The 23,781-nt window shown below is 58.5% G+C and carries 29 protein-coding genes and 1 pseudogene; 11 read left to right on the top strand and 19 right to left on the bottom strand.

Annotated elements, in window-relative coordinates; translation table 11 throughout:
• Nucleotides 1–38 precede the first annotated feature (38 nt).
• The 5 genes from ACFOOP_RS12525 to ACFOOP_RS12505 form a co-directional block, all read right to left on the bottom strand.
• A complete protein-coding gene (locus ACFOOP_RS12525) occupies nt 39–1,331 on the bottom strand; it encodes an RsmB/NOP family class I SAM-dependent RNA methyltransferase (protein ID WP_379881293.1) in 1,293 nt (430 codons plus the stop codon).
• A gap of 80 nt (nt 1,332–1,411) precedes the next feature.
• Entirely contained in the window at nt 1,412–1,666 is a 255-nt protein-coding gene (locus ACFOOP_RS12520) for a hypothetical protein (RefSeq protein ID WP_379881292.1), read from the bottom strand.
• Between the two features lie 148 nt (nt 1,667–1,814).
• Nucleotides 1,815–3,290 (bottom strand): IMP dehydrogenase, encoded by a 1,476-nt coding sequence (gene guaB, locus ACFOOP_RS12515; RefSeq protein ID WP_379881291.1) that lies wholly within the window; start codon nt 3,288–3,290, stop codon nt 1,815–1,817.
• A 10-nt stretch (nt 3,291–3,300) separates the two neighbouring features.
• A complete protein-coding gene (locus ACFOOP_RS12510) occupies nt 3,301–3,873 on the bottom strand; it encodes a hypothetical protein (RefSeq protein ID WP_379881290.1) in 573 nt (190 codons plus the stop codon).
• Complete coding sequence (locus ACFOOP_RS12505; RefSeq protein WP_379881561.1) at nt 3,870–4,544, bottom strand: RlmE family RNA methyltransferase; 675 nt, start codon at nt 4,542–4,544, stop codon at nt 3,870–3,872. The genes ACFOOP_RS12510 and ACFOOP_RS12505 overlap by 4 nt, the downstream gene beginning before the upstream one ends.
• A gap of 361 nt (nt 4,545–4,905) precedes the next feature.
• Between ACFOOP_RS12505 and ACFOOP_RS12500 the strand changes: the two genes are divergently transcribed.
• The 5 genes from ACFOOP_RS12500 to lysM all read left to right on the top strand — a co-directional run bounded on the left by ACFOOP_RS12500 (nt 4,906) and on the right by lysM (nt 7,444).
• Entirely contained in the window at nt 4,906–5,274 is a 369-nt protein-coding gene (locus tag ACFOOP_RS12500) for a DUF6249 domain-containing protein (protein WP_379881289.1), read from the top strand.
• A 38-nt stretch (nt 5,275–5,312) separates the two neighbouring features.
• A complete protein-coding gene (locus ACFOOP_RS12495; RefSeq protein WP_379881288.1) occupies nt 5,313–5,933 on the top strand; it encodes an RNA polymerase sigma factor in 621 nt (206 codons plus the stop codon).
• Nucleotides 5,923–6,252 carry a hypothetical protein gene (locus ACFOOP_RS12490; protein ID WP_379881287.1) on the top strand — a complete coding sequence of 110 codons (330 nt, stop codon included), beginning with the start codon at nt 5,923–5,925 and terminating at the stop codon, nt 6,250–6,252. The genes ACFOOP_RS12495 and ACFOOP_RS12490 overlap by 11 nt, the downstream gene beginning before the upstream one ends.
• A 142-nt stretch (nt 6,253–6,394) precedes the next feature.
• Nucleotides 6,395–6,991, top strand: coding sequence for a DUF937 domain-containing protein (locus ACFOOP_RS12485; protein ID WP_379881286.1), 597 nt, complete (start codon nt 6,395–6,397; stop codon nt 6,989–6,991).
• A gap of 21 nt (nt 6,992–7,012) precedes the next feature.
• Nucleotides 7,013–7,444 (top strand): peptidoglycan-binding protein LysM, encoded by a 432-nt coding sequence (lysM, locus tag ACFOOP_RS12480; RefSeq protein ID WP_379881285.1) that lies wholly within the window; start codon nt 7,013–7,015, stop codon nt 7,442–7,444.
• Between the two features lie 60 nt (nt 7,445–7,504).
• Here lysM and ACFOOP_RS12475 read toward each other — a convergent pair whose 3' ends face one another.
• The 3 genes from ACFOOP_RS12475 to dksA all read right to left on the bottom strand — a co-directional run bounded on the left by ACFOOP_RS12475 (nt 7,505) and on the right by dksA (nt 8,900).
• Nucleotides 7,505–7,708 (bottom strand): cold-shock protein, encoded by a 204-nt coding sequence (locus tag ACFOOP_RS12475; protein WP_375203919.1) that lies wholly within the window; start codon nt 7,706–7,708, stop codon nt 7,505–7,507.
• 245 nt (nt 7,709–7,953) lie between these two features.
• A complete protein-coding gene (locus ACFOOP_RS12470) occupies nt 7,954–8,448 on the bottom strand; it encodes a GNAT family N-acetyltransferase (RefSeq protein WP_379881284.1) in 495 nt (164 codons plus the stop codon).
• Nucleotides 8,449–8,483: 35 nt separating this feature from the next.
• Nucleotides 8,484–8,900, bottom strand: a complete 417-nt coding sequence (gene dksA / locus ACFOOP_RS12465; RefSeq protein ID WP_379881283.1) for an RNA polymerase-binding protein DksA — start codon at nt 8,898–8,900, stop codon at nt 8,484–8,486.
• 539 nt (nt 8,901–9,439) lie between these two features.
• On the opposite strand from dksA, the gene ACFOOP_RS12460 reads away from it, so the two are divergent.
• Entirely contained in the window at nt 9,440–9,805 is a 366-nt protein-coding gene (locus tag ACFOOP_RS12460) for a hypothetical protein (RefSeq protein ID WP_379881282.1), read from the top strand.
• Between the two features lie 220 nt (nt 9,806–10,025).
• A pseudogene (locus tag ACFOOP_RS12455) lies at nt 10,026–10,463 on the top strand (lysozyme); the annotation flags it as partial.
• Nucleotides 10,464–10,985: 522 nt separating this feature from the next.
• Here the strand turns inward: ACFOOP_RS12455 and ACFOOP_RS12450 are convergent.
• Nucleotides 10,986–11,597, bottom strand: coding sequence for a uracil-DNA glycosylase family protein (locus ACFOOP_RS12450; protein ID WP_379881281.1), 612 nt, complete (start codon nt 11,595–11,597; stop codon nt 10,986–10,988).
• 76 nt (nt 11,598–11,673) lie between these two features.
• Here ACFOOP_RS12450 and ACFOOP_RS12445 point away from each other — a divergent pair, with 76 nt between their 5' ends.
• Nucleotides 11,674–12,150 (top strand): GFA family protein, encoded by a 477-nt coding sequence (locus ACFOOP_RS12445; protein ID WP_379881280.1) that lies wholly within the window; start codon nt 11,674–11,676, stop codon nt 12,148–12,150.
• On the opposite strand, the gene ACFOOP_RS12440 is transcribed toward ACFOOP_RS12445, so the two are convergent.
• Complete coding sequence (locus ACFOOP_RS12440; RefSeq protein ID WP_491062256.1) at nt 12,147–12,539, bottom strand: GFA family protein; 393 nt, start codon at nt 12,537–12,539, stop codon at nt 12,147–12,149. The genes ACFOOP_RS12445 and ACFOOP_RS12440 overlap by 4 nt on opposite strands.
• On the bottom strand, nt 12,539–13,825 hold the full coding sequence (locus tag ACFOOP_RS12435; RefSeq protein ID WP_379881278.1) for a NupC/NupG family nucleoside CNT transporter: 1,287 nt from the start codon (nt 13,823–13,825) through the stop codon (nt 12,539–12,541). The genes ACFOOP_RS12440 and ACFOOP_RS12435 overlap by 1 nt, the downstream gene beginning before the upstream one ends.
• A gap of 176 nt (nt 13,826–14,001) precedes the next feature.
• Here ACFOOP_RS12435 and ACFOOP_RS12430 point away from each other — a divergent pair, with 176 nt between their 5' ends.
• Together ACFOOP_RS12430 and ACFOOP_RS12425 are read left to right on the top strand one after the other, a co-directional pair.
• Complete coding sequence (locus ACFOOP_RS12430) at nt 14,002–15,501, top strand: phosphomannomutase/phosphoglucomutase (protein WP_379881277.1); 1,500 nt, start codon at nt 14,002–14,004, stop codon at nt 15,499–15,501.
• A gap of 29 nt (nt 15,502–15,530) precedes the next feature.
• A complete protein-coding gene (locus ACFOOP_RS12425; RefSeq protein ID WP_379881276.1) occupies nt 15,531–16,094 on the top strand; it encodes a cupin domain-containing protein in 564 nt (187 codons plus the stop codon).
• Between the two features lie 18 nt (nt 16,095–16,112).
• Here ACFOOP_RS12425 and ACFOOP_RS12420 read toward each other — a convergent pair whose 3' ends face one another.
• From ACFOOP_RS12420 to ACFOOP_RS12395, 6 genes are all read right to left on the bottom strand, one after another.
• Complete coding sequence (locus tag ACFOOP_RS12420) at nt 16,113–16,376, bottom strand: hypothetical protein (RefSeq protein WP_379881275.1); 264 nt, start codon at nt 16,374–16,376, stop codon at nt 16,113–16,115.
• Between the two features lie 72 nt (nt 16,377–16,448).
• Nucleotides 16,449–16,670: a SlyX family protein gene (locus tag ACFOOP_RS12415; RefSeq protein WP_379881274.1), complete on the bottom strand. Its 222-nt coding sequence runs from the start codon at nt 16,668–16,670 to the stop codon at nt 16,449–16,451.
• A gap of 38 nt (nt 16,671–16,708) precedes the next feature.
• Nucleotides 16,709–17,422 carry a PepSY-associated TM helix domain-containing protein gene (locus ACFOOP_RS12410; RefSeq protein WP_379881273.1) on the bottom strand — a complete coding sequence of 238 codons (714 nt, stop codon included), beginning with the start codon at nt 17,420–17,422 and terminating at the stop codon, nt 16,709–16,711.
• A gap of 141 nt (nt 17,423–17,563) precedes the next feature.
• Nucleotides 17,564–19,660 carry a TonB-dependent receptor gene (locus ACFOOP_RS12405; RefSeq protein ID WP_379881272.1) on the bottom strand — a complete coding sequence of 699 codons (2,097 nt, stop codon included), beginning with the start codon at nt 19,658–19,660 and terminating at the stop codon, nt 17,564–17,566.
• A 67-nt stretch (nt 19,661–19,727) separates the two neighbouring features.
• Nucleotides 19,728–20,153 (bottom strand): hypothetical protein, encoded by a 426-nt coding sequence (locus ACFOOP_RS12400; protein WP_379881271.1) that lies wholly within the window; start codon nt 20,151–20,153, stop codon nt 19,728–19,730.
• Between the two features lie 101 nt (nt 20,154–20,254).
• Nucleotides 20,255–20,953: a Crp/Fnr family transcriptional regulator gene (locus ACFOOP_RS12395; protein WP_379881270.1), complete on the bottom strand. Its 699-nt coding sequence runs from the start codon at nt 20,951–20,953 to the stop codon at nt 20,255–20,257.
• Between the two features lie 92 nt (nt 20,954–21,045).
• Here ACFOOP_RS12395 and ACFOOP_RS12390 point away from each other — a divergent pair, with 92 nt between their 5' ends.
• Nucleotides 21,046–21,876 (top strand): sterol desaturase family protein, encoded by an 831-nt coding sequence (locus ACFOOP_RS12390; protein WP_379881269.1) that lies wholly within the window; start codon nt 21,046–21,048, stop codon nt 21,874–21,876.
• Here the strand turns inward: ACFOOP_RS12390 and ACFOOP_RS12385 are convergent, their stop codons facing one another.
• Nucleotides 21,877–22,848 (bottom strand): beta-ketoacyl-ACP synthase III, encoded by a 972-nt coding sequence (locus ACFOOP_RS12385; RefSeq protein ID WP_379881268.1) that lies wholly within the window; start codon nt 22,846–22,848, stop codon nt 21,877–21,879. It abuts the gene before it with no gap.
• A gap of 104 nt (nt 22,849–22,952) precedes the next feature.
• Nucleotides 22,953–23,780 carry a sulfite exporter TauE/SafE family protein gene (locus ACFOOP_RS12380; protein ID WP_379881267.1) on the bottom strand — a complete coding sequence of 276 codons (828 nt, stop codon included), beginning with the start codon at nt 23,778–23,780 and terminating at the stop codon, nt 22,953–22,955.
• Between the last annotated feature and the right edge of the window lies 1 nt (nt 23,781).

Genomic DNA, 23,781 nt, shown 5'->3' with positions numbered 1-23,781 from the left:
GAAGGCCAGCCCGAAAAGGCTGGCCTTTTTTATGCGAGCTATGTTCGCCTTGTCATCACCGCCACGAAAAACCCGTCAGCGCGGATTTTATCAGGCGTGAGGCGAATGGCGCCGTCGGGTGTAACGCATGCTGAAAGCGCAGTCTTGCCTTCCTCCGTCGACAATCCCGATTGCTCAATGAAAGACAGCGCAGGCGCCCTCGAAAAATCGCCATGGGTTTCCAGAAACGCCGCAAGCCTGTCTTCGTTTTCTTCCATCAAAAATGAACAGGTGACCCAGACCATACGGCCTCCAGGCTTTACAAATCGCGAAGCCTCTTTCAACACGGTATCCTGTTCACCCTGCCGTGTTTGCAATTGTTTTTCCGTGAGCCGCCATTTCGTGTCGGGGTGACGCCGCCATGTGCCCGCCCCGGTGCAGGGCGCATCGACGAAGACCACATCCATCTTGGCCGCCAGATCGTCGAGCCCCTCGCCGCCTGCCGGTGAGCGGATTTGCACATTTCTCACGCCTGCGCGCTTGGCCCGGTCGAACAACGGTTTCAGGCGCCGCGCATCCCGGTCATAGGCGTAGAGCTGGCCGGTGTTCTCCATCATCGCCGCCAGCGCCAGCGTCTTGCCGCCGCCGCCGGCGCAATAGTCCAGCACCTGCGCGCCCTTGATCTCTCCCGCCGCGGACGCCGCCAACTGGCTGCCCAGATCCTGCACCTCGACCCAGCCCTTGTTGAAAGCGGGAATGACCGTCACGCCCGGCGCTTTTTCGCTCGGCTCGGGCGCGGCGATGCGCGCAGCGGTTTGCAGTAAGGGCGAGGCTTCGGCTTTGACCGTTTTCAACGCCGCAACCGCTTTTTCCGGCGTTGTCTTTAAGGTGTTGAGGCGCAGATCGATATCGGCGCGTTCCGAAAACGCCTTCATAACCGACGCGGCTCTCTCCCCAAAGACGCGCGTGAGGTGCGGCGTCAACCATTCGGGCGTATCGCCCGCCTCCGCCAGCCTCTCCGCAGAAAGCGCTTCGTGTTCTTTTTCCGTCAATGCGCCGGGACCATGCTCCTCAGTGACAGCCGCTGCGACATCTTCGAGGCTCGTCTTCCACAGGAACCGCAAGGCCGCGAGAATGACGGCGCGCGGCGCATCGTCATCCATCGTAGCGGCCAGTGACGCGCGCCGGCGCAGCGCATCAAGACAGAGCCCGGAGATAAAGGCGCGATCTTTCGAGCCTGCATAACGGTTCGACCGGCCCCAGTCTGCGATTGCGGTTTTCAACGGCACCCGCCGCGCCTCGAAATCGCTTAGAATTTCTATCGCCGCGGATATCCGGCCGCCGAATCGCATTTATCAAGCCTTTCAAAAAAGAAAAACGCCGCAATCATCCTTTTACGGATCAATCGCGGCGTTCGGTGTTGTTTCTTCGTTTATCCCTCGATGCAGGGATCGAGCGCAGCGTGCAGTTCCGCGGAAGCATTCTCATAATCTTCCATGGTGACGAGCGCGAGTTGCTCGGCCTGAAGGTCTGCGTCGCCCGATACGGCGTCAGCGATGCAAGCGCATGGCTCGGCTGAAACGCCGTTCGTCGCTGCGAACTCTTCACAAGCCGACTGTGAATCGCCGGCAAGCGCAGCGCCGGCGACGAGCGCCATGGCGCCCGCAAGAATGAAAGCTTTTTTCATGGATGACTCCCTAAAGTCTTTTACGTTTTGAACGGGCCCCCTTGCCGGACGCTGCGCGACTTCCCAGCCAGCCCAAAGAGAGCCTAGCGCAATTCAGTCCCTTTCGAACAGACTGCCCGGGAAGCCAAAACCCTTTTCCGCGAGAACCCTAGTTCGGCGTCGGATAGTTCGGCGCCTCGCGGGTGATGGCGACATCGTGGACATGGCTTTCTTTCAGGCCGGCATTGGTGATGCGCACGAATTTCGCCCGCTTTTGCATCTCCACGATGCTCGGCGCGCCCACATAGCCCATGGAGGCGCGAACCCCGCCCACAAGCTGATGGAGAATCGGGCCGATGGGGCCTTTATAGGGCACGCGGCCTTCGATTCCTTCGGGAACGAGCTTCATCTGTTCTTTCACATCCGCCTGGAAATAGCGGTCGGCGGAGCCGCGCGACATCGCCGTGATCGAGCCCATGCCGCGATAGGATTTATAGGACCGTCCCTGATAGAGGAACACCTCGCCCGGCGCTTCGTCCGTGCCCGCGAGCAGCGAGCCGATCATCACGCAGTCGGCGCCAGCCGCGAGCGCCTTCGCCATGTCGCCGGAATATTTTACACCGCCATCGGCGATGACGGGAACGCCTGCTTCGCGGCCCGCGCGCGAGGCGTCCATGACCGCTGTCAATTGCGGCACGCCCACGCCGGCCACAATGCGTGTCGTGCAGATGGAGCCGGGACCGATGCCGACTTTCACCGCGTCGGCGCCAGCGTCGATCAACGCCTTCGTCGCCTCATAGGTGGCGACATTTCCGGCGATCACCTGTGTCGTACTGGAGGCGCGTTTGACGCGCTCGACCTGTTCCACGACTTTCGAGGAATGACCATGCGCCGTGTCGATGACGATAACGTCGCAACCTGCATCGATCAGGGCTTCGATGCGCTCGTAACCGGCGTCACCGACGGAAGACGCCGCCGCGACACGCAGGCGCCCTTCGGCGTCCTTGCAGGCCAGCGGATAGGCCCGCGCCTTTTCCATGTCCTTGACGGTGATCAGGCCGACGCAGCGATAATCTTCATCCACGACCACCACACGTTCAATGCGGCGCTGATGGCAAAGCTCGCGCACCTGGTCCTGTGTGGCGCCGGGTTTCACCGTCACAAGGTCCACCGCCGTCATCAGATCACGCACCGGCTGGTCGAGATTGCGCGCAAAACGCATGTCGCGGTTCGTCAGCACGCCCACAAGCTTGCCGACGCCGTTTGCGTCGCGGTTCTCCACCACGGGAAATCCTGAAATGCTTTTTTCCAGCATCAACGCCTGCGCCGTCGCGAGGCTGTCGTCCGGGGTCAGGGTCAGGGGATTGACCACCATCCCGCTTTCAAAGCGTTTGACCCGGCGCACATGTTCCGCCTGCACTTCAACCGAAAGATTGCGGTGAAGCACGCCGACGCCGCCATTTTGCGCCATGGCGATCGCCATCTCCGCCTCGGTCACCGTGTCCATGGCGGAAGAGAGCACCGGAATGTTGAGCGTAATCGTGCGCGTCAGCCGCGCCTTCACATCAACGCCGGACGGCATGACCTCTGACGGGCCCGGCTCCAAAAGCACATCGTCGAATGTCAGCGCTTCACGGATTTGCATAGTAATAACCTCACACCTCGATCGGATCGGACAGGACGCCCCTGGCGTCAAAAGATTGCACGAGAATTTCGCCGGGACTGTCGACGTCATTCGCAATAACGATTTCCAGAACGCGTTTCGTCAGCGCCTTTGGCGAAGGAATGAATTCTTTCAGCGCCAGCCCGGCGCCGAGGGCCAGATCCATGCCGGAGCCGCGCGCCCAGAAGCCGCCTTCAGTCACAGGCGTCAAACAGAATGAATTGTCGAAATCCCAGATGGCGCCGCTTTTGTGAATGAGAAGGCCATTGCCGCAATAGCGCTTCAGCCCCTCTTCCATCTCACCGATGTCAAAAGCGCCATAGGCGTCTTTCATAAAGGTCAGCACTTCGAACGGGCGCGTTGCATGTTTCGGAAAATCTTTCTGGTGCGCTTCCAGGGCTTCGAGTTTCGGTCCAGTTCCAGAAATGCCGATGGCCCAGCCATCAATCGCATACCATTTATGATCGACCGAGGGCCCAACATAGCTGCCAATCGTGGCGCGGCCGTTGGAGCCAAGCCATGTCACTTGCTCGCTTGCATCATAAATTGCGGTGATGACCGTCATTCCCGTCCCCTGAAGCCGGTGGCGACAACATACTTCTCCGCCGAATGCGAACGCGAGGCTTTCGGTTTGGCGTGCTTGACGCTTTCAAAATTCTGTTTGAGGCGGATCAGGAGATCGCCCTCGGCGCCGCCGGCGAAGACCTTGCACACAAACGCGCCGCCGGGCGCGAGCACATCTTCGGCGTAATCAAGCGCGGCCTCGGCCAGCGCAACGATGCGTAAATGGTCCGTCGAGCGATGGCCCGTCGTCGGCGCCGCCATATCAGAAAGCACGACATCCGCCTCACCGCCCAGCATCTCTTTCAACCTGACCGGCGCTTCTTCATCGAGGAAATCCATTTCCAGAATATCGGCGCCCGGAACGGCGGGCACATGAAGATAGTCGATCCCGACCACCTTGCCCTTGGCGCCGATCGCCTTCACCGCCACCTGCAGCCAGCCGCCCGGCGCGCAACCAAGATCGACGATGTTCGCGCCCGGTTTCAGCAAGGAAAACTTCTCATCCAGTTCAAGAAGTTTATAGGCGGCGCGGGACCGCCAGCCCTCGGCCTTGGCCTTTCGCACATAAGGGTCGTTCAATTGCCGCTTGAGCCAGAGCGTCGACGCATAATCGCGCCGCTTGGCCGTCTTCACATGAATGTTTAATTCGCGGGGTTTGGCCTCTCCGGCCATGGGCGCGTCTTTTTTGCGCGAGCGTTTTTCAGGCTCTGCGCCAAGCGCCGTCGTCGCGATATTGGTCTTTTTCGCGCGTTTGTGCCGCTTCGCAGGCGGTTTTGTTGAAGAATTGCGTCGCTCCATGGGCCTTCATAGCGGAGTCTCAGAGTGTTTCAACCGGTTTTTGGCGCAGTGCGGCAGGCCGCCTCCATGCCCCGGAAACGGCTCAATTCAACGCTCAAAAGCCTCAACCGGCCGTTTTCTGAAGGAAAATCACCGGCCCCCACATCCAAATTGAGGCCCCGGCGCATCCAAGGGGGTACAAGCCGGCGAAAAAGCCGGCAAACACGTCAAAAGCAAAGAAAAGGAAATTTGAGTTATGGGCGAAGATGTTCTCATCCCCTTCGTGGTTTTCGGCTCCCTCGCCGTCATCGTCGTGTCAGCGTTTTATTTCAGCTACAAAAAGCGGACTGTCGTTTACGACGCGATCAAGGTCGCCATCGAAAAAACCGGCACGGTCGACGCGGCGCTCGTAGAGGCGATCATTCGCGATAATGTCGGCCCCTATGCGGATCTGCGCAAAGGCATCATCCTGATCGCCGTCGCCGCCGCCTTTATCCTGCTCGGCTTTTCCATTCCCGATGAAGAAGCCGTCGGCCCCATGATCGGCGTTGCGTCCTTTCCGGGCCTGATCGGACTTGCTTATGTGGCGTTCCACTTCTTTGCGCCCAGAGAGGCGACTGTCTAGGATTGGCGGTATAGGCGCTCGCGGCGGGAGGCCGCTCCATGGAGCCTGCTGACATCGAACTCGTCACGCTTGCGAAGGCCGCTCAGGACGAGCGCGCCTTCGCCGTGCTTGTGCGGCGCCATCAGGCGCGGCTGCGAGGCTTTCTGATCCGGCTTTGCGGCGACCCCGCTCTTGCTGACGATATCGCGCAGGATACCTTCATCAAAGCCCATGCCGGGCTTGCAGGGTTCAACGGCGGAGGTTCTTTTCGCTCCTGGCTTTTCGCCATCGCCTATCGCGAATTCCTTCAGGACGCACGCAAGGCGAAAGCCGCCGCGAGACTTGAAGACGCCCTGAGAAAAGAAACGGCGGGTCTTCAGGGGCAAACGCCGGAAGCTGGCGGCCTTACGGCCAGTATGTCGCTCGACCTTCAACAAGCGCTGGCCGGGCTCGACGAGATGGAGCGCGCGGCGATCCTATTATGCGACGCCGCTGGCTTTTCTCATACGGAAGCGGCGTCGGCCCTCGGCGCGCCGCTGGGCTCGGTTAAAACCTATGTCGCGCGCGCCAGAGACAAAATGCGCGCGGCGCTGTCAGAAGAACTTCCCCCCTCTTCGGACGCGCCCATACGCAAAACCGCCACTTCGCAACCAGCAAATGGAAAGCATTATGTCCTCTGATCCAATCGAAAATGCTTTGAAAGCGGATTTCGAAGCCCTGACAGACCGGCTTGAGCGGGACCGTTTTGCAGAACGCATATTGTTCAAACTTGGCGCACAGCGGCGCGCGCGGCTCGGCGTCGTCGCCTTTGCCGGCGGACTGGGCGCAGCTTTCGCCGCCTCGCAGTTTACCGGCGTTGTTTCAGCGCTAGCGCGCACCCTTGGCGCCGCCGCTACGCCGGAACTGACAAGTGCGGGCCTTTCTCCATACTTCCTAGCCGCCTTTATGCTCGGCGGCGCTCTTGTCGCGACGACGCTCGTTTTGCGGCAGGATTTTTAAGACGCGACTACACAACGCGATCCTTTCCGAATGTTATAACGCCGGGCTGCGCGCGCTGTCCTAAACCGTTTGCGACGGGGGAATATGCACCCTACACTTCCCGCTCCGATCGTGGGACCGCACATTCAGGGTGGAGAAATTCATGTCATTGATGGATCAACTGACAGATGTCGTCGTCGGCCAGATGGCTGGCCAGGCGGCGCAGAAAACCGGCCTTTCAGAAGGCCTTGCACAACAGATGATGCCCATGGCCATGGCCGCTTTAATGGCGGGGCTGAAAAAGAACGCCTCGCAGCCTGATGGCGCGCAAGCGCTCGCCAATGCGCTCGAGCGCCATGACGGCAGCCTGTTGAACAATGTATCCGCACTCGCCAATGACGATGTCCTCGCTGACGGCCAGCGGATTCTCAGCCATATTCTCGGCGGCAAACAGGATCAGACAACTCGGGCGCTTGCGAAAACCGCCGGGATCGATCAGGGCCAGGTCGCACAGCTTCTCGCCATGGCGGCACCCGCTGTTCTCGCTTCTCTCGGCCGCGCCAAACGCGAACAGGGTCTCGACGCCTCGGCGCTGGCGGGCCTCGTCACCGAGGAAAGCGTGCGTGTGCAAAAATCAGCACCCGCCGCCCTTGATGGCCTTATGGGCTTTCTCGATCAGGACGGCGATGGCGATTTCAAGGACGATTTACTCGAACAGGCCGGCAAGAAACTGCTTGGCGGCCTATTCGGACGAAAATAACACTCAAAGGAGGTATTCCGTATGCTGTTCAAATTCGCAAAAGAAGCGGGTGAAAAATTCCGCGAAGGCGTCACCAATATGGCGGAAGGCATCAAAGACCGCATTCAGGGCCACAAAACCGAAGTGAAAGACCTTAAAGTCGAGGAATCGGGCGACGGCCGCATCGTCCTCAAAGGCAAAGCGAAAAATCGCGCCGAGGCGGAGAAAGCCATCGTCGCCGCCGGCAACACCCCTGGCGTCGGCGAAGTCGAGGCGCATATCGACATCGAAGATGAGCCGGAACAGACGGTTTTCTACACGGTCAAAAGCGGCGACACACTCTCGAAAATCGCCAAGGAACATTATGGCGACGCAATGAAATATCCGGTGATCTTCGAGGCCAACACGCCCATGCTGTCAGATCCCGATAAAATCTACCCGGGACAGACCTTGCGGATCCCTTCGATCAACTAAAAGCCCATAAAAAAACGGCGCCCCAAGAGGCGCCGTTTTCCTATCAAACCGGAGACCGGTTTAGATTTTTTGCAGGTTACCCGCAGAGGACTTGCCGCGATCGGTCACGATTTCAAACTCGATCTTCTGGCCTTCGACCAGAGCGGACATGCCAGCGCGTTCGACAGCAGTTGCATGGACGAATACGTCCTTGCCGCCATCATCAGGCTGGATGAAGCCGTAACCTTTTTGGCCGTTAAACCATTTTACAGTACCAGTCGCCATTTCTAGTCTCCTTCGACATAAGGCGCGCCTGCGAAGTCATATGCCCCCGCAGGCTATTGGCCGCCGCCCCGAAGGACGCCGTCCGGTGTATGCAAGCTCGTGTCTTGGAAACGTCGAAATTCAGCAGACGGTATTAGCATCGGCCGCGGTTCGGCTGCGGCCCAAAACAGAAATTGCGCCGACAGATATAGGCGTCCGCCCGCCGCTTCGCAAGAGACGAAAAGACATGTTTTTTCAGCCTAATTTTAGATCGCTTTGTAAAGATAAAGCGACGGGATGGCGGCGGTGAAGCCGGCCTTTTCATAGGCGCGCCGCGCAGGCGCATGAGCCTCGTCACCGCCTGTTCCGACCGTGGCGACTTTCATTCCTGCTTCTTTCATGCGCTGAAGCGCGAAAGCATAGAGCTTTTCGCCAAGCCCCTCGCCCTGACAATTCGGGTTAACGGCATTCAGATCGATCTCCCCGACCAGCGTATTTGGGTCGAGCGCGAGGGCGCAAAAGCCACAAACCTCTCCATGCCGCTCAATCACATAGACCTCGCGATCGGAGCCTGGCGCGCAATAGCGGTCGAGAAGGTTCGCTTGCTCCGCTTCGGCTTCGGCAAAAGCGACGGACGCAATTCTTTCGCCCGCCAGCTTTCGGAAGGATGCAAAGACGGGCGCAAAAGCCGCCTTTCGGATGGCATGCAGTTCAGGAATATCTGCTAGCGCTACCGGCCGGATACGGCAATCGTCGCTCATACCCTGCTCGTAGTATTACCGGTTAAGGCCATCGATCAGTCGTCGCGGTAAACCTTTTCCTCACGCTCGTGGCGCTCCTGCGCCTCAAGAGAGAGGGTCGCGATAGGCCGGGCGTCGAGGCGGCGAACGCCGATGGGCTCACCCGTCTCTTCGCAGTAGCCATATTCGCCGGTTTCGATCCTGCGCAGCGCGGAATCGATCTTGGAGATCAGCTTGCGCTGGCGATCGCGGGTCCTGAGCTCAAGCGCCTTTTCGGTTTCGCTCGACGCACGGTCTGCGATGTCAGGCAAGTGATTGTCGTCTTCCTGAAGATTGGTCAGCGTGCCTTTGCTTTCCTTCAGAATATCCTGTTTCCAGGAAAGGAGCTTCTTCTTGAAATACTCCTTTTGACGATCGTTCATGAAGGGTTCGTCTTCGGACGGACGATACTCATCAATCTCGGACGCAGACATGGCCTTCTCCCAACTAACACGCCCCCTCCCCAAAGCCGATCCGGCCCTGAGTCGCGGCTCTCTATAACGGCGCCGCCCCATGGGCTCAAGCAGGGTTTGCCCGCCCAGGACGCCGTCGAAAAAAATTCATATTTTCCAAGTCTTGATTTTCAGTTGCCTTGCCCGGTTTCAGCCGCTCTGGGGCGGATTGGGGACTGATTTCGCTGCGCCGCAGCATTCTTGGGCGCCCGCTTTCCGGAACCGGCCAGCAGCGCCCGCGGGACCATGCGCGCCGCCCGGGGCAGATGCAAACAATTTCACTCAAATGCGCAAACCTTTGTTCTTCCGGGTTTCGTATAGCCAGAGGGCGCGTCCCCGACGGGAAACACCAACCCGCAGCCTGAAAGGCCCTGCGGCAACAAGGAAAACACAGTGCGAGCCATGAAAGCCCTCACGCCGCGCCTTGCGCCACGTTCGGCCCCAAATGCCGGCGCGTACGCTAACGCTCAGGACACGGATCATGCGGCCTCAAGCACTGCGGGAATTGAAGGAATAACGGCATGACCACTCTCGAAACGATCCCGGCCCCGGACGCAGCAGATCGCATCGCCACGCTCATCGACATCACCGAATCCCTCAACCTCATTTTCGAGGAAGAAAATGAGGCGATTGAAGAAGAACGCGTCGAAGACGCAGCGCCTCTTCAGGAAGAAAAGGCGCGCCTCGCCTCGGCTTATGCCCAGTCTATCCGGGCAGTGGCGGCGGATCGTGCGAGCATTTCCAGTGTAGACCAGGCGATGCTGGCGCGCCTGCGCGCTGTCACGGTCACCTTCGAAGCGCGGGCGGCGCATCAAAGGGCGCTTCTCGATGAGACATCTGGAAATCATAAGGATGAAAGCGCCACGGGTTGCGGTCAAATCGCCTGAACAATCCGCCGCCATCCTGCTTCCCACCGCTATGTGATTGAACGCGTTTCCCGCTCTCGATGATTTCGAAGCCTCGAATCGGCCGCTAAGTTATTATTATTATAACAAATATCTGGATTTTCCGGAGACGCCGTATTAGCCAGGAATTTACCTCGGCCCTTCTACTTTTCGCCCCTTTTTACGGTTAAGGTAGCGCCGTTAGAGGGGTGGGAGTGTAGTCGTGAGAACTTCTGAAAACGGCGTTGAGTTGATTAAGCGATTTGAGGGGCTTGAGCTTGAAGCCTATCAGGACATCGCCGGCATCTGGACCATAGGCTATGGCCATACGGGCGCCGATGTGCAGCCGGGGATGAAAATCAGCGAGCGCGACGCCGAAGAGCTTTTACGGCGCGATCTTAAGCCGCGCGAGCAAGCCGTTGAGGGCGCTGTAAAAGTCCCTTTGAACCAGAACGAATTCGATGCGTTGGTCAGCTTTGTCTACAATGTGGGCGCGGCCGCCTTTCGCGGCTCCACAGCCTTAAAGCGTCTCAACAAGGGAGACCGCGTCGGCGCTGCTGACGCTCTGACATGGTGGAACAAGGCGACCGTCGGCGGAGTGCTGCGCGAAGTGTTGGGCCTTACCCGCCGCCGCGCCGCAGAACGCGCCCTCTTCCTGACGCCGACCGCCCTGCCGCAGGTGCGGGATCCGGAACAAATCGAGGAAAATTCCCGGGCGACACCTGTTGAGGACTCGCCGCGCCGGGGCAATGTCGCCGAGAGCCGGACCGTGCAAGGCGCGACCATCGCCGGCGGCGCCGGCGTCGCCGCATCGACTATGGGCAAGGACAACGCCGAAGAGCTCGACCAGATCGAGACCAATATCGAGAACGGGACCGGCATGACCGAAAATCCCGATGCCGGCGAAGGATCAAGCCCGCCCTCAAGAGAAACACAGAGCGGCCAGACGCAGGACGGGACAACTCAAGACGGCGCGGATGGATCGCCGTCGACGGATCAACCGGGCCAGGCTGAAAACGACACGGGCGAGATGATTGAAGTTCCCGACCGGCCGTCCAAGCATGAGGTTCATGCTGTGGAGGCGCAGGTGCAGTTTGCGCTCGTCATCCTCATTATCCTGTCGGTGCTGTTCGTGATCTACGCCCGCTTTGACGATTGGCGTAATTACCGGCGCTAAAAAAATCTACTTCAACAACGCCCTCACCCGCTTGCGCAATACGGGGAGCAACTCGTCTTCAAACCAAGGGTTCTTTTTGAGCCACGTATTGTTGCGCCAGGACGGGTGCGGCGTCGCGAAATAGCGCGGGCTATAAGCGCGCCAGTTCTCCACTGTTTCCGTCAGCGTCTTTTTTGCGTCATCGTCCAAATGCCATTTCTGGGCGTAACCGCCAACCAGGATCGCCGTCTTGAGGTTCGGCATCGCCGCCATGAGCCTTGCGCGCCATGCAGTTGCGCATTCCTTGCGCGGCGGCTTGTCGCCGCCTTTCGAGTCATACCCCGGAAAGCAAAACCCCATGGGAATAATGGCGATCTTCTTTTCGTCATAGAATTCTTCATCGCTGACGCCCATCCATTCGCGCAATCGAACGCCCGACGGATCGGTGAAAGGCTTGCCGCTTTGATGAACCAGATTTCCCGGCGCCTGGCCAAAAACGGCGAGCTTCGCAGTCGATGAGGCGCGCAGGACAGGACGCGGTTCATGTGGCAATGGCGCGCCTTTAGGCTCCTCGACGCAGAGGCGGCAGGCGCGGATTTCTTTCAGGAGCGATGGGAGAGTTTGTTTTTTCGTAGCCATCGAACTGCTATATTGGCTTCGTCCGAAATGTCATCGCAATCATGCCGCCAAGGCTTTCAAAATCAGGTGAAGTCATATGAAAACCATCAAGATGGAGGTCACAGGCGGATGCCAATGCGGCGCAGTGCGATATCATACCGATAGAATGCTCGACAACGCGCATCTGTGCCACTGCCGCATGTGCCAGAAGGCCATGGGAAATATTTTCGCCGCCCTCGCAGCGACGCCTAATGGTGCGCTGAAATGGACCAGAGGCGAGCCGGCGGTTTTCCAAAGCTCCGATTTCGCCGAGCGGGGTTTTTGCGCCCAATGCGGCACGCCGCTATTTTACAATTCCCTCGATAATGACCGGATAAACCTCACCATCGGGTCGATGGACCATCCAGAAGATTTTCCGCCGCACAATCAGATGGGGACGCAATCAAGGGTATCCTGGTTTGCGAATATAGCGGCGCTGGAGGAGGCCGATTTTCCGGAAGATACGGCGATGAAGGCCGCGAACCGCCAGCATCCCGATCATGACACACAAGAATGGCCGCCAAAGCGGTCTTAGTCTTCCTTCGAGAGGTGGGTGAGCTTGCCTGCGTTTGCTTCCCAGTTCCTGCCGTCAAAGGGACGGATTTCGATTTTTGAAAACTGGCTGCGGTCCATGCAACGCAGGTTCAAAGCATAGCCGTCAGGGTTTGAGCGCGGCACATAAAACGACTTGACGCCACATGTCTTGCAGAACCAGTGCCGCGCCGCCCCTGTGTTAAAGCGATATTCCGTGAGGCAATCGTCGCCCGTGAGCAGTTTGAATTTCGAACGCGGGACGATGACATGGAGAAAGCCGACCATCTCGCATATGGAGCAATTGCATTCATCGGCGACGATCTCGTCGGGAAGGTCCACTTCCCAAGTCACGGCGCCGCAATGGCATCTTCCTGTCTTCAAGCCGGACATCATCCAACCCAGATAAGCCCGATAACGGCGCCGGTCATCAAGGTCGCCAGCGTGCCCGCCACCAGCGCGCGCGGCGCCAAATCAATCACGTCCATACGCCGGTCCGGCGCAAGCGCTGTTAATCCGCCGATGACAATGCCGAGACTGGAGAAGTTGGCGAACCCGCAAAGCGAATAAATGACAATCAGTACGCTGCGCTCGGAGAATGTACCCGGCGGAACCTCGGCGAGGCGCAGATAAGCAACAAATTCGTTGAGCGCAGTTTTCAGCCCCATGAACTCACCCGCCGCCTTGGCCTCAGACCAGGGCACGCCAGCAAGCCACATGAACGGTGCGAACACATAGCCCAGTATGCGCTCCAGCGTGATCGGGGTGCCCGCGAAATCAGGTCCTGCAGACAAGATGATATTGATTAGCGCCACCGCCGCAATGAAAGCGATCAGGGAGGCGATGATATTGAGATAAAGGCCGAGCCCATCTGTGACGCCGCGCATGAAGGCGTCCATGGTGCCGCCATAACCGAAATCATCCGCCGCCTCGACAGGTGTCGGCGTCACGCCTTTTTCCTCCGGCATCATCACCTGCGCCATCAAAATGGCTGCGGGAACGGAAATAATCGACGCGACGATGATGTGGCCCAGAATGGAGGGGTCGATATCGGCAAGGATGATTGCAAACACCGCCATCACCGATCCGGCGACAGTGGCGAAACCGCCGGTGATGACGATCAGCAATTCCGGGCGCGAAATTTTGGAAAGATACGGTCGGATCAACAGCGGCGCCTCTGTCTGTCCCAGAAAGGTGTTGGCCGCCGACGACAGCGCCACGGCGCCGCCGACACGGAACACCTTTTCAAGGAGAAAAGCGAAGCCGCGCACGAAAATCTTCAGAACGCCCCAATGCCACATCACGGCGGAAAGGCCGGAGAAAAAAATCACAAGCGGAAGCGCGCCGAAAGCAAAGCTGAACATGGCGCCCTCGTTCACCACCTCGAATGGCGCAGCGCCGCCGCCGAGAAAACCGAAAACGAAAGTCGTGCCTTCGCGCGTCGCCGCCTGCAGCACCTCAACGACCGATTGCAGTGAGGCAAGGCCCGCCCGCGCCCATGGCTGATAAAGCAGGAAAGCAGCGATCAGAATCTGAGCCGCAACCGTCCAAACCGCTGCGAAAAAGGGGAAGCGCAGTTTCTGGCTGGAAAACAGCCAGGCGATAAAGATGAAGGCGACGAGGCCCAGAGCGCTCTGGCCACGCAGACCGATGTCGCTCAACTCGAATGGCAAATCCATGAACCCCTCAACTGCACTGCGCCCCAACCGGTATTAACCAGCCCTTTTATGACAGCAGGAACTATGCGCAACTGCTGCGCCCTTGTCACTGATTCTGTTAAGATTCTTTGCCGCTTGCGCGCCGCGCCGGGGGCTCTATTGTGCGGTGCAAGAGGTAGACTTTGAAGGAAAAGCCCATGTTGCCTGCGCCGCGCGCCGATCTCAAATCCAACACGCTCGACTATGAGGTGACCCCGCTCGTCAAACCCACCGGCTTCCGCGAATATGACGCCCGCTGGGTTCTGGAGAAGGAGATCAACCTCCTCGGCATCCAGGCGCTGGGACAGGGGCTTGGCACGCTGATCCGGGAAATGGGCAAGGAGCCGCGCATTGTCGTCGGCCATGATTTCCGCGGATATTCCATGTCGATCAAACAGGCGCTGACCGTCGGGCTAATGACAGCCGGGATCGAGGTCAATGACATCGGCCTTGCCTTGTCGCCTGTCGCCTATTTCGCACAATTTGATCTCGACATTCCTTGCGTCGCGATGGTGACGGCGAGCCACAATGAAAATGGCTGGACCGGCGTGAAAATGGGCGCGGCGCGCCCCCTCACCTTCGGTCCCGAAGAGATGGGCCGGCTGAAAGAGATCGTCCTGAAAGGCGAATACAAATCTTTCCCCGGCGGCGCCTATAAATATGTCGAGGGCTTGCGCAAGCGTTATATCGCCGACCTTGTCGACGGCGTCTCGTTCAAGCGGAAGATGAAAGTCATCGCCGCCTGCGGTAATGGCACCGCCGGCGCCTATGCGCCGGAAACGCTGGAGCGTTTGGGGCTGGAGGTGATCCCCATGGACGCCGAGCTCGACCACACATTTCCGCGCTACAATCCGAACCCAGAAGATATGGAAATGCTGCACGCCATGCAGGCCGCCATCAAAGAGCACGGCGCCGACGTGGCGCTCGGCTTCGACGGCGACGGCGACCGCTGCGGCGTTGTCGATGATGAGGGAGAAGAAATTTTCGCCGACAAGATCGGCGTTCTCATCGCCCGCGACCTCTCGGCGCTGCATCCAGGCGCGCAATTCGTGGTGGATGTGAAATCCACAGGTCTTTTCGTTACAGATCCCGTACTGATCGAGAACGGCGCCAAGACCGTATATTGGAAAACTGGCCATTCCTACATCAAGCGCAAGAGCCACGAGATGGGCGCCCTCGCCGGTTTTGAAAAGTCCGGCCACTTCTTCTTTAACGAGCCGATCGGACGCGGCTATGACGACGGCCTTGTCGCCGCGATCGCCCTCCTGCAGATGCTGGACCGCAACCCGGACAAGAAACTATCCGATATGCGCAAGAGCCTGCCAAAAACATGGTCTTCGCCGACCATGTCGCCCCATTGCGCTGACGAGACGAAATATGGCGTTGTCGAACAGGTGGTGAAAGCGTTCGAAGACCGCGCCAAATCTGGCGGGACGATTATCGGCCAGAAAATCCGCGACGTCGTGACAGTCAATGGCGTCCGCATCACGGCGGAAGACGGCACATGGGGACTTATCCGGGCCTCTTCAAACAAGCCTGAACTTGTTGTAGTCATCGAAAGCCCGACCTCGGAAGAGAATATGAAAAAGATGTTCGAAGAGATGGATGCGGAACTGCGCAAACATTCCGAAGTCGGCGAGTATAACCAGAAAATCTGATCGCTCACGACGCCAAGGACATAAATCCAATGAAAAACAGGCTCCTCTTTCCCTTCGCGGCTGTGTTTTCACTCACTGGCGCCGCTCACGCGCATGAGCCGAAGATCGTCATGCCCGGCGAAGGCAAGCCCGTCGCTGTTCCGTTTCATCCGACTACATTGTTATTGTCGGAGGAGGAGAATGAAAGCGGCCTCAGCTTTTATGAATTCCGTGTTCCCCCAAAAACCGCCGCCGCACCGCCGCATATTCACACGCAAGAAGACGAGTTTTTCTATGTCGTTTCCGGCAAAGTGTCCTTCCTGGACCGGGAGACAGTCGTGTCGGGCGGACCGGGAACATTTGTATCGCTGACACGCAACAACCTCCATGCTTTCTGGAACGACACAGATGAAGAGGCCGTTTTGTTGCTGGCTGCGTCGCAGGGCAATTTCGAGAAGTTCTTCGATGAAGTCGCTATGGCGGTCCAGGCTGAAAAGCCCGCGTCCGCAGAGGATATGGGCGCGCTGATCGGCAGGGTGGCGTCCGCACGAGGCATAACCATCCGCATGGATGCGGTGCCTGACGAAGCCCGGGCGCTTTATTTCGGCGAGTAGCCGGGATTTCAGCCGGCGTTAATTGGCAAGGCCCATCTGGCTTGGTTTGTCCTGATGCGGTTTTTCCGTCGCGCCTTTGGCCTCCGCAATTGTATCGACGCACTCGCCGTCTTTATTGACGGGTTTGTAAATGACGGACTCGCCATCCGGGGTTCGGATTTCCATAGCGTCGCCTGAAACCAAAAGCCGGTTGACGCGGACTTTCCGGATAAACCGTTTAAGAGCCATAACGCCCTCACCGACCGCAATGGCCGTCATCGCGAATGAAACAATTTTTCTCATAACCCGCCAAACAGCAGGTTGAAGAGAATGGTTCCCTGCCCCGAAGCTTTTAAAGCCGGGGCAGCTGAGACATTAATAGTGCGGCGGCGGCGGTTCGCGATGACCGGCATGGTCCACCGCATCTTCCACCGCCTTCACTTCATCGCTGAGACGCGACACGTCGCGTTTGAACGTCTCCAACAGCTTCCACTGATCCGTTAGCGCCTTGGAGAGATCTTCGATCGTTTGCTCCTGAAAGGCAGAGCGCTCTTCAAGCTTCTCAATTCGTATTAAGAGCGCATCATGATCTGTCATCGGGAAACTCCTTTGCGTCGCCAGCGCGTTTATAAGCCCTAAGCCGCCCAGCCGATCCAGGTTCCCGATAGCGCGATAGCGGTTGCCACCGCAACTGCGCCAAGAATACCCACGGCGGCAAGACGCGGACCATGCAAGCGTGTCCATAACAAGATTCCGGACATCACCATGAACATCATCGCTCCGGCCATGGTGTCCATGATCAGAATAAAGACTTTGTTGACACCGGCAACCTTGTGCAGATCGATTAGCCCTTTGAGGAGACTCGGATTGCTGCGTTTGACCGACACGCGATTGGCGCCAAGTTCATACTCCCCGGTGATGACAGCGTTAGGCCCGCGAAATGTCACCGTGAAAGTCGGCGCTTGCTCCGCCATGCGGCCGCCAAAGGAAACCGGACCGCCCGGTCGCCCCCTGCCGCGAGACGGTTCGGCGTCAATGCTGAATTCTTCCTTCATCCATGCGGTCAGTGTTTCCTCGCTCGTGATCAGCCCCGGCTCAACTGGCGCTGACAGGGACGCTACTTCTTTCGTGACGCCGCCCTCAATATGCATGATCGACGTCCGGTGATTGAGATAAAAACCTGTCAGACCAAGGAAGAAAAAGAATAAGGCGCCGTAAAAGCCGGTCCAGGCATGGCTGCGCCGAAGCCAGGTCAAAATCGCATTGGTTTGCAGATCCTTGGGAAGGAACAGATAGCCGCCGGCGCGCCGCGCCGGTTTCTTTGCTTGTTCAGAAGTGCCTTCACTCATGTTTCTCGCCGCCCTTTTCTAATTTCCCGTCACAACCCTGTTTAACGGCGCAAAAACACAAATCCAGCGCTGGATGGCCAAGACAAAATGTCCCACATGAAAAGGCGGAGCAGACACTATGCCGCCTGCCCCGCCTCTTCATTAGCGAGAAAGATGGACCCGGACAAAGGCCCCGCGGCCGTTCCCCGGCAACCTTTCGCCAATCGCGACGTCGGAATTCGCGATACGATTATATCCGCCGAGATGCTGCCGATAGTTCTTATCGAATAGATTCGAGACGCCTGCGGAAAATGACACGCCCTCTGCTATGTCTATGTTTCCTGTCAGGTTAAACAGCGCATAGCCGTCGGTTGTCTGCTCGCTATTGGTTGCAGAGACCTTGTTCTGGTCCGCGACCAGCACCGTTTCAGCGCTGACGGACCAGTTTGCATGCTCATAGGTGGCGGCGAGCGAGGCATGCGGAGGCGCAATGCGATAAAGATTATCGTCAATGTCACGACGCTTGCCGCGAACATAGGAGATAACGCCGTCAAGGCGAAAATAATCCGTCAAAGCCACACCACCATCCACATCGACGCCGTAAAGCGCCGCATCCACATTTGCGAAACGCAGAGGAGTCGGATCGCCGTTCATCGCCGCAATCATTTCCTGAGGGCTGTCGAGAATGCCAACGGTCGCATCGAAAGGAACGCCCTGAACATAATCGTCAATGCGGCGATAAAAGACAGTGGGGCGTAGATAGAAGTTTTCGCCACGCCAGTCGGCGCCGGCTTCCGCGATCCATGCGGTTTCGCTATTCAACTGCAAATCACCCACATAGACATTGCCATCCGCGAGGCCGCCGCTCGCCTCCGTCGGCAGCCATGAAAATCGTTCAACATAGCCCGGCGCCCGTGTTTTGTGCGCCATTGTCATGCGCCAGGAAACACCGTTTGCTTCCTTGGTCCACAAACGGATAACGCCATCTACCGTCGTCTTGTCCCAATTGCGGTCTGCAGCGTTGAACGCATTGGCGAGATTGACGGGGCCCATAGGCAATGCGGACCCAAGCGAGGCTTCGCCTGCGCTGGCGTCGTGGAAATCGGCGCGAAGCCCAAGCTCAGCATTGAGCCAGCCGGATTCACCCGTCCATTCCGCGAAGGCGCCTTTTCTTTGCATCTGAATATCGCTGAGCGAATTGATGAAGAAGTTGATGTTGTTGGGATTGGTGATTGTGACGTCCTTGTCTGCGTCATCCATATCGAAACCGAGACGCAAATCGCCACCGGCGGAAGGGATAATAATGGCGAACTTACCGGAGAGCGTACGCGCATCAGCAAGTGTTTCACGAAAACGCATGGGATCGGCCGGCGCCGGGCGCAGATCGAAATTATTCATGGCGTGCTCGACGTCAGCGATGGAGAACGCGCTCTCGAATTTGATCCCGCCAAATGCTCCGTTCCATTTGACGCGGGCAAAATCCGTCTCAAAAAAGCGGATATCCATCGGGAAAGGCGGATTGCCCGTTGGCCCCGTTTTCTGGCGGCGGAGATCAACGCCGAACTCTTGGTCGCCTAACTTCACCCCGCCCGAGGCGCCATAAACAGCGCGCTTGTGCGACGAAGAAGCAATCGTACCGCCGGGAAACTCCACATCGTCTCCATCTTCATACGAACCGAGGACGTCAAAGCGATAGGTTTCGTTAGACGCCCCGGCGACACCGCCCACCGCAATGCTGTCATCGACGCTTCGCGCGAGCACGGTCGCATCGTAACCGAATTTCAGGTCTGAGCCGTCGATGAAATCAACACGCTTGAATTGCGCGTCAACGCCGCCCGCGAGACCGGGGCCATTTCGCACCGGGCTGACGCCGCGGTCGACGACAATCACCCCCACCAATGGCGCAGGCGCATAATGCAGCGGCGGGTCCATCATGTTGGGACCGCCCGACGCAAAGGACTGGCCGTCGACGCGTAAATTCAAGCGCTCGCCAAAGAGGCCGCGATACTGCACCTGTCCGGAAAGCGCGCCATTGTCGATGATTGCCGCGCCGGGCAGACGCGCCACAATGCCAGCGACATCGGGACCGCCATCCGGGGTGACATCCGGCGCCGTGGCATCGATGGTCATGGCGCTACGCGCCGATCCCGTCACCACGATCACATCTTCTAAAGCGGACGAGGAAGATTGCGCCTGAGCTGCGCCGCAAAGGCTCATGACGCCCGCGAAACTCGCGGACAAAAATAGATAGGATTTCATTGCTGTACTCCGTCGCGCGCCCGCATGACTGCGGGGCGCATGTCTGATCAAAAAGGAAAATGTCGGATCAGGCGTGGAGTGGCGGCCCGCGAGAGGGCGGCGGCGAGACAGCGCTCTGGCTGTCATGAAAAACGGATTGGGCGCGCCACAAAGGCGATTGCGCAAAGGCGACCGGAAGCCCCAAAGCGTCAGGCGCGCTTTCCGGCGTAAATAACAGGCTGAAGGATGCGAAGGGACACTGGCCCGCTTCGTTGACGGATGGCGCGGGCGCGCCGTCATCTTCCGTCACTTCGCCGGTTTCAGGATTGAAAAAAGCAGGCTTTTCACCCATCCCGGTACAAATCGTAATGGCGATGCGGCCCGTCGCCATATCATGTCCGATCATATAGCCGATCGGCGTGATCGCTCGCAGTGACGCTGCGACCAGGGCCGCCAGCAGAAACACGCGCATCCATGACAAACTATCCGCGCTAGCGCGGTGTTTGCTCGTCATGATGCGGCCTTGTGAGAACATGAAACGATCACAACTCTGTTCGGGGATAGACCACAAGCATAAGCCGCCAGTCCCCGGCAAGATACTTTCGAAAGATAGGGCTATTCGCCGCGCTGCAGCGGCTCCACTGGCAAGCGCGTAGCGATCCAGTCACTGAGACTTTTGCGGTCCGGCACGCCGATGCGGCCGTAGCCAAGGTCAATCAGTCCCTCACCCTGCAATCGGGCGAGCGCCTTGCCAATTGAAACGCGCGAAACGCCGAGCGTAAAAGCAAGGTCGGACTGGCTGCATTCAACGCCCCCGCTATGCTTCGCCGTGCGCTCCATGCCGGCGATCAGTTTCGCTGTCCGCACATCGAGCGGCAATCGCCGAACGTCCTCAAGAAAATCAAGCACCGAATAGAGCCGTTGCGTCATTGCGACCACAAGCGCGCGGGCAAGTTCCGGCTCTTCATTAAAGATCCGGTCGAATCGGGTTTTAGTTATCTGTTCGATTACGGTCTGCCCCTCGGCGATAGCGTCATAGGCGCGCGGCAATCGCGCGAACAGCGTAGCCTCGCCGAAACAGTGACCCTCGCCCAGAATGGAAGTCGTCACATAGGAGCCGTCCACACCCGGATTGGCGAACCGCACGGCGCCTGACCGGATGATGGAAAGGCCGGGCTTGGCGTCGCCCCGGGAATGGATGGTCTCGCCGTCATCATACTCAACGACAGACGCGGCGGCGCTGAGCCGCCTGGCGATGGCTTCCGGAAGGATCGAAAGCAGCGGCGTTGAGCCGAAATCGAGCAAATCCGCCATGACGTCCAAATGCTAAATTATTAGCATTCTGAGCCTCTCGGCACTGCTAATCAAGAAGCAAGCATAAAATAATGCAGCAGGGAGAGACGTCTATGAAAACGGAAATGCTGGTCATTCTCGGCATCTTTGCAATGTTCGCCCTGCTCGAGATCGTCTTCACCAATTTCTTCCGCAAGCAGAACCAGACGCGCGCTGACGTGATTGTTGAAATCGCTTCGACGCTATCGCTGATCCTCGTCACCCAACCGCTCGCCCTATTGGGCGGCGCCACCCTCGCGGCGCTTATCGCGCCCGGCGCCGCTGGCGCGCTTTCCGGCATTCCCCTCATCGCCGGGATCGCGCTGTTTCTGATCTTCGATGATATGATGCAATATTGGTGGCATCGCGCGTCGCACAGCCTGCCGTGGCTCTATAATCTCCATCGCCCGCATCACAATGGCGAGTATCTTTCGATCCGCGTCGTCTACCGCAACAATCTTTTCTATTATCTGTTGATGCCCGGCCTGTGGTTTTCAGGCGCGCTGATCTATCTCGGCCTCGGCTGGATTTACGCCGGCTACATCATCGTCAAAATGGCGGTCATCTATGGCGCGCATTCTGACGTGCGCTGGGACGAACCGCTGTACAAAATCAAATGGCTCTCCCCCGCGCTGTGGGTCGTCGAACGTGTGATCTCTACACCGGCGACCCATAGCGCCCATCACGGCAAATATCAGGCCGACGGAGTGACCAACTACAAGGGCAATTACGGAAACCTTTTGTTCTTCTGGGATGTCCTGTTCGGCACAGCGAAAATCACCCGCCGCTATCCGGAAGAATTTGGCGTCGAAAACCTTCCCGACACCACCGCCGCCGAACAGCTCTTATGGCCGCTGGTGCGGACGAAGGAAGAAAAGGCGCCGGGCGTGATTCCAGCCGAATAATCAATAACGCGCCAGCGCCGAGCCCCAGGCGAGACCGCCGCCAAGCGCTGCGAAAACCAGCAATTGCCCGCGTTCGATGCGTCCGTCGCGGATGCCGGCGTCAAGCGCCAGCGGGATTGAAGCCGAAGACGTGTTGGCGTGTTTGTCGATGGTGACAATCACTTTGCTTTCATTGAGCTCCAGCCGTTTACCGCAGGATTCGATAATGCGGATATTCGCCTGATGCGGCACGAACCAGTCGATTTCATGCCGGCTCACCTTGGCGCGCTCCGTCACTTCGAAGACCGCATTTGAAATCTGTTCAACGGCGTTGCGGAAGACTTCCTTGCCGTTCATGCGCACTTTTCCGACCGTGCCCGTCGATGACGGCCCGCCATCGGCGTAAAGATGTTTGGCTAAACGGCCGTCAGAAGACAGATAGGTCGCGAGGATGCCGCGCGGTTCGCGCGCCGTCTGCGACTCCTCCCCGGTGAGCACCACGGCGCCAGCGCCATCGCCGAACAGGACACAGGTCGCCCGGTCATCCCAGTCGAGAAAACAGGAAAGTTTTTCCGCGCCGATAATCAGCGCGTGCTTCACCTGCCCCGTTCTGATGAAGTCATGGGCGATATTCATGGCGTATAAAAATCCGGCGCAGGCGGCCGACACATCAAACGCGATCCCAGGCGGCGCGCCGATCTTGTCCTGCACATAGACAGCCGTTGAGGGAAAGGTTTTGTCCGGCGTCACCGTGGCGACGATGATGAGGCCGATGTCCCGTGGTTTGAGGCCTGCCTGATCAAGAGCGGCCCAGGCGGCGGCCGTGGCGAGATCAGAGGACGCCTCGTCTTCAGCGGCGAAATGGCGCTGCCCGATCCCTGAGCGGCTGCGAATCCATTCGTCCGAGGTTTCCACGATTTTGGCGAGATCTTCGTTGGTGACAACGTTTTTAGGCAGATAAGACCCTACACCTGAAATTATCGTCTCAATCATCGCCATCGCTCTTCCCCCAATGCCGTATAAGGCCACCTTAAGCCCATGTGGCGATCATGACGACTATAAATTCGCCGCACTGCACAAATTGTAAGGTAAGCCGTTCAGCCCGTGAAAACATCGAAGGCGAGCGCCCCGGCGGCAAAGAGCACATAGGCGCCGAAGCCCTTGGAAAGGAGACTGGCGTCAAGGTGATGCGCAGCCTTTGCGCCCCATGGCGCGGCGATCCCCGCCATCAGCGCCATCACCGCAAATGCTGGAAGGTTCACATAGCCGAGCGACATGGGCGGCAGCGCCTCGGCTGCAAGGCCCGAGATAATAAAACCGACAACGCCGGGCGCCGCGACCGCGACGCCAAAACCGGCCGAGGTCGCAATCGCCTGATGCATGGTGCGCCCGGCCAGCGTCATCACCATGACGCCCATGGCGCCGCCGCCAATCCCCATCAGGCTTGAGAAAAAACCCGTGCCAAAACCAAGCGGAACTTTCATCCGGCGGCGATTGAGATTGATGGTCTTCACATGACCGCGGTCTCTGCCGAAGAGACGACGATAGGCGACATAAAACGCGCCGCCCGCAAAGATGATTGTCAAGAGCTCCGCCGGCGCCCAATGAGCCAGCAGACCGCCGGCCCCGGCGCCGCCCGCAATCCATGGCGCCCAATGGCGCAGCATTTCCCCGTCCACATGGCCCGCGCGATGATGGGTCGCGAGGGATCGCACAGACGTCACAATAATAACGGCGAGCGATGTACCGATCGCGGTTTTCAGGCTCGGACCCTCTTCATAGCCAAGCAGGTGAAAGATCGCATAGAGCGCGGGCGTTGTGATAACCCCGCCGCCAATGCCGAACAGCCCGCCCGCGAACCCCGAGGCGAAGCCTGCTGCGAGAAGCGCAACGATCAACACCCAGTGCTCAGCGAGAAAACTCATC

It is taken from the genome of Hyphococcus aureus (genome assembly GCF_042643165.1).
Taxonomy (GTDB): domain Bacteria; phylum Pseudomonadota; class Alphaproteobacteria; order Caulobacterales; family Parvularculaceae; genus Hyphococcus; species Hyphococcus aureus.
Note: the sequence above shows the minus strand (reverse complement) of the source record. Positions and strands in the feature narration are given on the sequence as shown.